6 protein-coding genes and 1 pseudogene are annotated in these 6,224 nt (G+C 59.4%); 5 read left to right on the top strand and 2 right to left on the bottom strand.

All coding sequences use genetic code 11. The annotated features are described in order from the left end of the window. Together KHQ26_RS23990 and KHQ26_RS23985 are read left to right on the top strand one after the other, a co-directional pair. Window positions 1-197, top strand: a pseudogene (locus KHQ26_RS23990) (aldose 1-epimerase); the annotation flags it as partial. Window positions 198-279: 82 nt separating this feature from the next. Continuing rightward, on the top strand, window positions 280-1,416 hold the full coding sequence (locus KHQ26_RS23985; protein ID WP_004174829.1) for a 3-phenylpropionate MFS transporter: 1,137 nt from the start codon (window positions 280-282) through the stop codon (window positions 1,414-1,416). Here KHQ26_RS23985 and csiE read toward each other — a convergent pair. Continuing rightward, on the bottom strand, window positions 1,413-2,690 hold the full coding sequence (csiE, locus tag KHQ26_RS23980) for a stationary phase inducible protein CsiE (protein ID WP_002914002.1): 1,278 nt from the start codon (window positions 2,688-2,690) through the stop codon (window positions 1,413-1,415). The genes KHQ26_RS23985 and csiE overlap by 4 nt on opposite strands. A 124-nt stretch (window positions 2,691-2,814) precedes the next feature. Here csiE and KHQ26_RS23975 point away from each other — a divergent pair, with 124 nt between their 5' ends. The 3 genes from KHQ26_RS23975 to KHQ26_RS23965 all read left to right on the top strand — a co-directional run bounded on the left by KHQ26_RS23975 (window position 2,815) and on the right by KHQ26_RS23965 (window position 5,360). Next, a complete protein-coding gene (locus KHQ26_RS23975) occupies window positions 2,815-3,453 on the top strand; it encodes a DUF1007 family protein (protein ID WP_004151988.1) in 639 nt (212 codons plus the stop codon). After that, a complete protein-coding gene (locus KHQ26_RS23970) occupies window positions 3,444-4,424 on the top strand; it encodes a nickel/cobalt transporter (RefSeq protein ID WP_004174830.1) in 981 nt (326 codons plus the stop codon). The genes KHQ26_RS23975 and KHQ26_RS23970 overlap by 10 nt, the downstream gene beginning before the upstream one ends. Window positions 4,425-4,523: 99 nt before the next feature. Continuing rightward, window positions 4,524-5,360 (top strand): hypothetical protein, encoded by an 837-nt coding sequence (locus tag KHQ26_RS23965; protein WP_004174831.1) that lies wholly within the window; start codon window positions 4,524-4,526, stop codon window positions 5,358-5,360. Between the two features lie 46 nt (window positions 5,361-5,406). On the opposite strand, the gene suhB is transcribed toward KHQ26_RS23965, so the two are convergent. After that, the gene (gene suhB, locus KHQ26_RS23960) at window positions 5,407-6,210 is read right to left on the bottom strand and encodes an inositol-1-monophosphatase (protein ID WP_002913995.1); all 804 of its coding nucleotides are present in this window, start codon (window positions 6,208-6,210) and stop codon (window positions 5,407-5,409) included. Between the last annotated feature and the right edge of the window lie 14 nt (window positions 6,211-6,224).

Here is a 6,224-nt window from a genome sequence, read left to right as displayed (position 1 = left end):
ACGTGATGAGTATCACAATTCTATCGCAAACTCCGTGGTTGATGCTGTTCAGAATGCAAGGTGAATCATTCCTTTGCCTCGAGCCGCAAAGCCATCCGGTAAACGCCCACAACATGGACGGGCAGCCGGGGCTGCGAGTTTTAGGCGCGGGAGAGAAGCTCAATTTTTCGCTGAAAATCATCATCGAGGGGGCATAAATAACGAGCTATCAGCAGACAAGAGCATCTTGCGCCCGCCGGGGTTTATCGCCAGACTGTCGCCACCATTCGGGAGGAAATCATGGTCTTGCACTCCACGCGCTGGCTGGCGCTCAGTTATTTCACCTACTTTTTTAGCTACGGTATTTTTCTGCCCTTCTGGAGCGTCTGGCTGGCCGGAAACGGGCTGACTCCGGAAACCATCGGCATTTTGCTTGGCGCCGGTCTGGTGGCCCGTTTTCTCGGCAGTCTGCTGATTGCCCCGCGGGTGAGCGATCCCTCCCGGCTGATCACCGCGCTGCGCGTGCTGGCGCTGTTAACCTTGCTCTTCGCGCTGGCCTTCTGGGCCGGCAGCCACGTAGCATGGCTGCTGGCGATCATCATCGGCTTCAACCTGTTCTTTTCGCCGCTGGTGCCGCTGACGGATGCTCTGGCCAACACCTGGCAAAAGCAGATCACCATGGACTATGGCCGGGTGCGGCTATGGGGCTCTATTGCCTTTGTGATTGGTTCGGCGCTGACCGGCAAGCTGGTGAGCCTGTTTGATTACCGGGCGATCCTGCTGATGCTAAGCCTGGGGGTCGCCTCGATGCTGCTCGGCATGCTGCTTAAGCCGTCGGTGATGCCCCAGGGGGAGTCGCGCCAGCAGCAGGGGGCCGGAATGGCGGCCTGGCTGACGCTGGTGCGCCAAAGCTGGCGCTTTCTCGCCTGCGTTTGTCTGCTGCAGGGAGCGCATGCCGCCTACTATGGCTTTAGCGCCATCTACTGGCAGCAGGCCGGCTATTCCGCCTCGGCGGTCGGTTATCTGTGGTCGTTAGGCGTGGTGGCGGAAGTGGTGATCTTCGCGTTGAGTAAAAAGGTGTTCCGCCGCTTCAGCGCCCGCGACCTGCTGTTGCTCTCCGCCGCCTGCGGGCTGATTCGCTGGGGACTGATGGGCTGGACCACGGCGCTGCCGGGACTCATCCTTGCGCAGATCCTTCACTGTGGCACCTTCACGGTGTGTCATCTGGCGGCGATGCGCTATATCGCCGCCCGTCAGGGTAGCGAAGTGATCCGTCTGCAGGCCGTCTACTCCGCGGTGGCGATGGGCGGCAGTATTGCCATCATGACCGTCTTCGCCGGTTTCCTCTATCAGCACCTGCACCAGGGCGTATTCTGGGTGATGGCCCTGCTGACGCTCCCGGCGATGGCTATACGGCCAAAAGCGGTGGCGGCCTAGTCCTCGAGCATGGCGCAGATATGCTGCTGCTGGCGTTCAGTGAAGTAGTTCTCCGCGTGGATCAGCGGCGGCGAAAACAGCGGCAGCGCCGTCGCATAGGGGGTGACGATAAGCGTCACCCCTTTGGGCGCACCTTCCTTCTGAAAGCGCTCTACGCTCTGGTATTTGATATTCAGCGGCAGCAGCGTTAGTTCGCGCAGCTGTTGTTCCAGGGCCTCTTCAATAGCTGGGTTGTCATCGGTTAGCAACAGCACCTGTTTCTCGTGCAGGTCGCTTTTCTGCATCAGCCAGGCGCCAAAGATCACCGCGATTAAACCGGTCTCTTCCTCATTAAAACGGATGTGCCAGGCCTCCTCGAATTCGCTCAATGCCGCCTGGGTGGTACGCAGTAAGCGAGGGTAGAGCCGGGTCACTTCCTCTGTGAGCGTGCTGTCGATGCCGATAGCAAACACGCTGCGGATCAACGCCTGCGACAAATGAATATAGAGTTGATCGCTGAGCCCCTGCTCATCACTGAACGCTCTGCCAGCGAGGATCTGAAAGCGGTGGATCAGGCCGGAGATAGCCAGCCGCAGGCGGCGATCGTGCGGGTGACCGTCGCGGACCGGGTCGGGGGTTTTGAGCAACATAAACAGCAGCGAGAGGAAAAAAGGTTCTCCGACATGGGGCGGAGCGCCGACCCGACGCTGCCAGTGGCGGACAATCTCCTGCGCCAGGGTGAACTCGGCGGCGGTTTGAGCCCAGCGTTGCTGTTCCTCATTGAAGTCCGGAGAGTATCCCCGGTGATGTTCGAGCAGACAGTACTGCAGGTACAAGCGCAGAAACTGCACGTCGCGGCAGTCAAACTGGCGATTGAGCGCCCGCGCGCAGCGGTTCACCAGCGCCTGCAGATTGGTATCATCGTATAAGGTGCGGGCAATGCCTTCCTGTTTAAGCTGCGTTTTCAGCGCCGGGGTAAAATGATGATTAACGAACTGTGGGCAGAGGCGCAGCCCCCGCCGCAGCGCATGCAGCAGACATAAACGTTGGTCGAGCGCGGCGCCTTCAATCCGATAGCTGCCGTCCACCTGTGACTGGAGGGTCAAACGGTGGTAACGCTGAATTTCGCGTCCGGTCTCCTCAATATCCTGCCGGGCCGTGGTCTCATCAACGAGGTTGATCCTGCCAAGCCGTTCAGTCGTCACCGACTGTCCGGGCAGATAAAACATCAGGAGCACCTGGCTACGGCGCTGTGGACTGGAAAGCGCAGATGGTGGTTCAATGACGGTCATCATCTGGTAAGTTCCAGTTAGGGTTTCCGCTAAGGATAGACAATGACCGCGGCGTGGGCAGGGAAGAGCGTCCGCTTTTACTCAGGATTGCTGGCGAAGTTCACAGAATTTTTCACGTGAGGAACAGATGAACAGAGTGAAACAATGCACAAGCGCGGCGTTTTTCATGGTTTTATCATGGTCGGCCGCTGCGCATCCGCATAGCTTCATCAGCCTGCAAAGCGAGCCGGTGGTCAAGGACGGTCTGCTGAGCGCCTTTAAAATGCGCTGGACGATGGATGAAATTACCTCATCGGATCTGCTCTATGATGCCGGAAACGCCAAACCGGGCAGCGAAGTCTGGAAAAAGCTGGCGGCGGAGGTGATGGCCAACGTGCTCGGCCAGCACTATTTCAGCGAGCTGTGGCATAACGGTCAGCGGGTTAAATTTGACAATCGTCCCGACGGTTACGGCCTCGAACGTGACGGACTGCAGGCGGTACTCACCTTTACTCTGCCGCTGGCGACGCCGCAACCCATTGCCGGGCAGACGTTTACCTTTTCCACCTTCGACCCGACCTACTACGTCGATATGTTTTATGACAAGGATAGCGATTTTTCCCTGCCCGCAGGGCTGCGGGCCGCCTGTAAGGCAACGGTGATGACGCCAAAACCGAACGACAAAATGCTCTCATACGCCCAGTCGCTGGATAAAGCGGATGCGCCGCCGGAGGATATGGCGCTGGGCAGCTATTTTGCCCAGAAGGTGACCCTGACATGTCAGTAATTTTTACTCCGCGCGCGCGATCTTCGCGCTGGAAAGCGCTGTGGCCGCTGGCGCTGTTGCTGGCGGTGAGCATCATCGGCGGCATTTGGCTGTGGCGGGCGTGGCCGCAGGTGCTGATGCAGAGCGCAGTCTGGCAGCGTTCGCTCAATCTGGAACTCAGCCGCCTGCTGCAGGCGGTGGCGGAGAACCCGGCGGCGGCAGGGCTGTCGCTGCTGGGGTTTAGCTTCGTTTACGGGGTGCTCCATGCCTTAGGGCCCGGACACGGTAAAATTGTCATTACGACCTGGCTTGCCACCCATCCCGCGAAGCTGAAATCAAGCATTGGCCTGACGCTGGCCGCCTCTTTATTACAGGGGCTGGTGGCCATCGCGCTGGTGGTCGTGGTGCTGGCGCTGCTGCAGCTGCCGGCGCGCCAGCTGCACCTCAGCAGTTTCTGGCTGGAGAAGGGGAGCTATTTGCTGGTGGGTGCGTTAGGGCTGCTGCTGTGCTGGCGGGCGTTAAAAAAGCTGCGTCTGCTGCTGCGCCGGCCAACGTTTACCGCTTTTACCCCGCATCATGTTCATAACGAACACTGCGGCTGCGGGCATCAGCATCTCCCGGCCCCGGAGCAGCTGCAGGCCGGCGACGACTGGCGGGCTCGCGCCGCGATTGTCCTGTCGATGGGCATGCGTCCCTGCTCGGGGGCGATCATGGTTCTGCTGTTCAGCAAGGTAATCGGCGTTTTTGGCTGGGGGATGGCGGCGACGCTGGCGATGGCGGCGGGAACCTCGTTGACTATCACGGCGCTGGCGCTGTTGGTGCATGGGTTCCGCCAACTGGCGATCCGCCTCAGTCGCCATCAGGCGCCAGCGTTATGGAAGCAGGTTAGTTGGGCGACGCTGGCGCTGGCCGGCGGCGTCATATTGCTGGCGGCGGCAGGGGTGATGTGGCTCAGCGCCGTCCCTGCCGGCGGTGGGATCCGTCCGTTTTAGACAGACGCCGGGCGCAAATCCTAAAGTGGGCGCCAGCGCTTGCCGCTGGCGAAGCGATGCTCTAGTTTTCCGCTTTTCGGCGGATGACAAGGAGTCGCTATGGCCGCAAATATCGTTTCTCCCGCGCAGAGCGGGCGGTTCTATTATGGCTGCGCCGGCGCCGCCGGGCTGCTGGCGGGCCTGGCGATCGTATTCTGGTTTCCAGCCCTGGCCAGCTGGTGGCCGTCAGATCTGGTGCGTGTCTACCACGCCATGCCGTATGTTATGCGATTCGGGGTGGCGAGTGTCGCGGATATTCCGCTGGTGGCCTACGCCACCCTAACGCTGTCGGGCTTCGTGCTGGCCTTTTGTCATCCCGGTCACAGTAAACTGCCCATTGTTGCCTGGGCTGTGCATAACCAGCCCTCGCCGCGGGAGATGGTCGACTGGATCCTGCGCAGCTGGGTGTTGCAGTTCGGTTTTCTGGTGATCATTTTCTGGCGTTTCGCGTTTATGGGTAAGCTAAGCAGCGACAGGCTAATGCAGATCGTGGGCATCTTTAACGATGTATGCTATCTGGCCACGCTGGTGCTGGCTGGAATACTGCTGCGCGACGGCTGGCGCGACTTTCAGGGCGTTGCCGCACCGGCAGGCAATATTCGCATTCCGCTGATCTTTGCCCTGAGTTTTTATCTGCCGTTTCAGCTGGTATGGATTTTACTCAGTGCGCAGCAGTATGAGCTGCCGCTGTGGGGATGGCTGCTGCTGGTTCCGGCGATGGTCGGCGTGCTGTTAGCCCGCCTGGCGACGGTAGGGATAGCGCTGTGTTTCCGGCGCTGGCTGGGGACGCAGGGCTGTCTGCGCTGGCGCGGACCGCTGGCCTTATTTAGCGGCCTGACGGTGCTCTGTATTGGCGGTAATGCGGTGATTCGCCAGATCCTCAACATGATAAAATGACATAAAAAAAGGAAGCCGCGGCTTCCTTTTTGACATCAGTAAGAGATTAACGCTTCAGCGCGTCGCTCAGCTGCTCGCGCATGTTCGCCAGCATCGCTTTCACCACGCGCGGGTTACCGGCAACGATGTTGCCCGTCAGCATATAGTTATGACCGCCGGTGAAGTCGCAGACAATCGCGCCAGCTTCACGGGCGATCAGCTCGCCTGCGGCGAAATCCCATGGTTTCAGGGCGATCTCAAAGTAACCGTCAACGCGGCCGGCGGCTACATAGGCCAGATCCAGCGCGGCAGAGCCGGTGCGACGGAAGTCGGCACATTCGGTAAACATGTTGCCGAGAATATTCATGTAAGTGGTGGCGTGCTGCTTCGCTTTGAACGGGAAGCCGGTCGCGATGATGGTGCCGTCGAGGTCGCGAGCGTTGCTGCCGCGCAGACGGTAGCCGTTCAGCTGCGCGCCCTGGCCGCGGGTCGCGGTAAACAGTTCGTTACGCATCGGATCGTAGACCACCGCGACTTCAGTACGACCTTTGATGCGTACGGCGATGGAAACAGAGAAGTGCGGCAGACGTTTAACGAAGTTGGTGGTGCCATCCAGTGGATCGATAACCCATTGAACATCCTGCTCTTCGCCAGCGTGTTCACCGCTTTCTTCGGTGATAATGGTGTGCTGCGGGTAAGATTTGCGAATGGTTTCGATAATAATCGCTTCGGCGGCTTTATCGACGTTGGTCACAAAATCATTGCTGCCTTTCTGGCTGGTTTCTACGGTGTCTGGCGTTTCGTAGTGTTTGGCAATTAAATTACCCGCCTTGCGCGCGGCGCGCACGGCGATGTTCAGCATCGGATGCATCGGTCTCTCTCACT

It is taken from the genome of Klebsiella sp. 10 (genome assembly GCF_018223925.1).
Lineage (GTDB): Bacteria > Pseudomonadota > Gammaproteobacteria > Enterobacterales > Enterobacteriaceae > Klebsiella > Klebsiella pneumoniae.
This window is presented reverse-complemented; position numbering and strand designations above follow the sequence as displayed.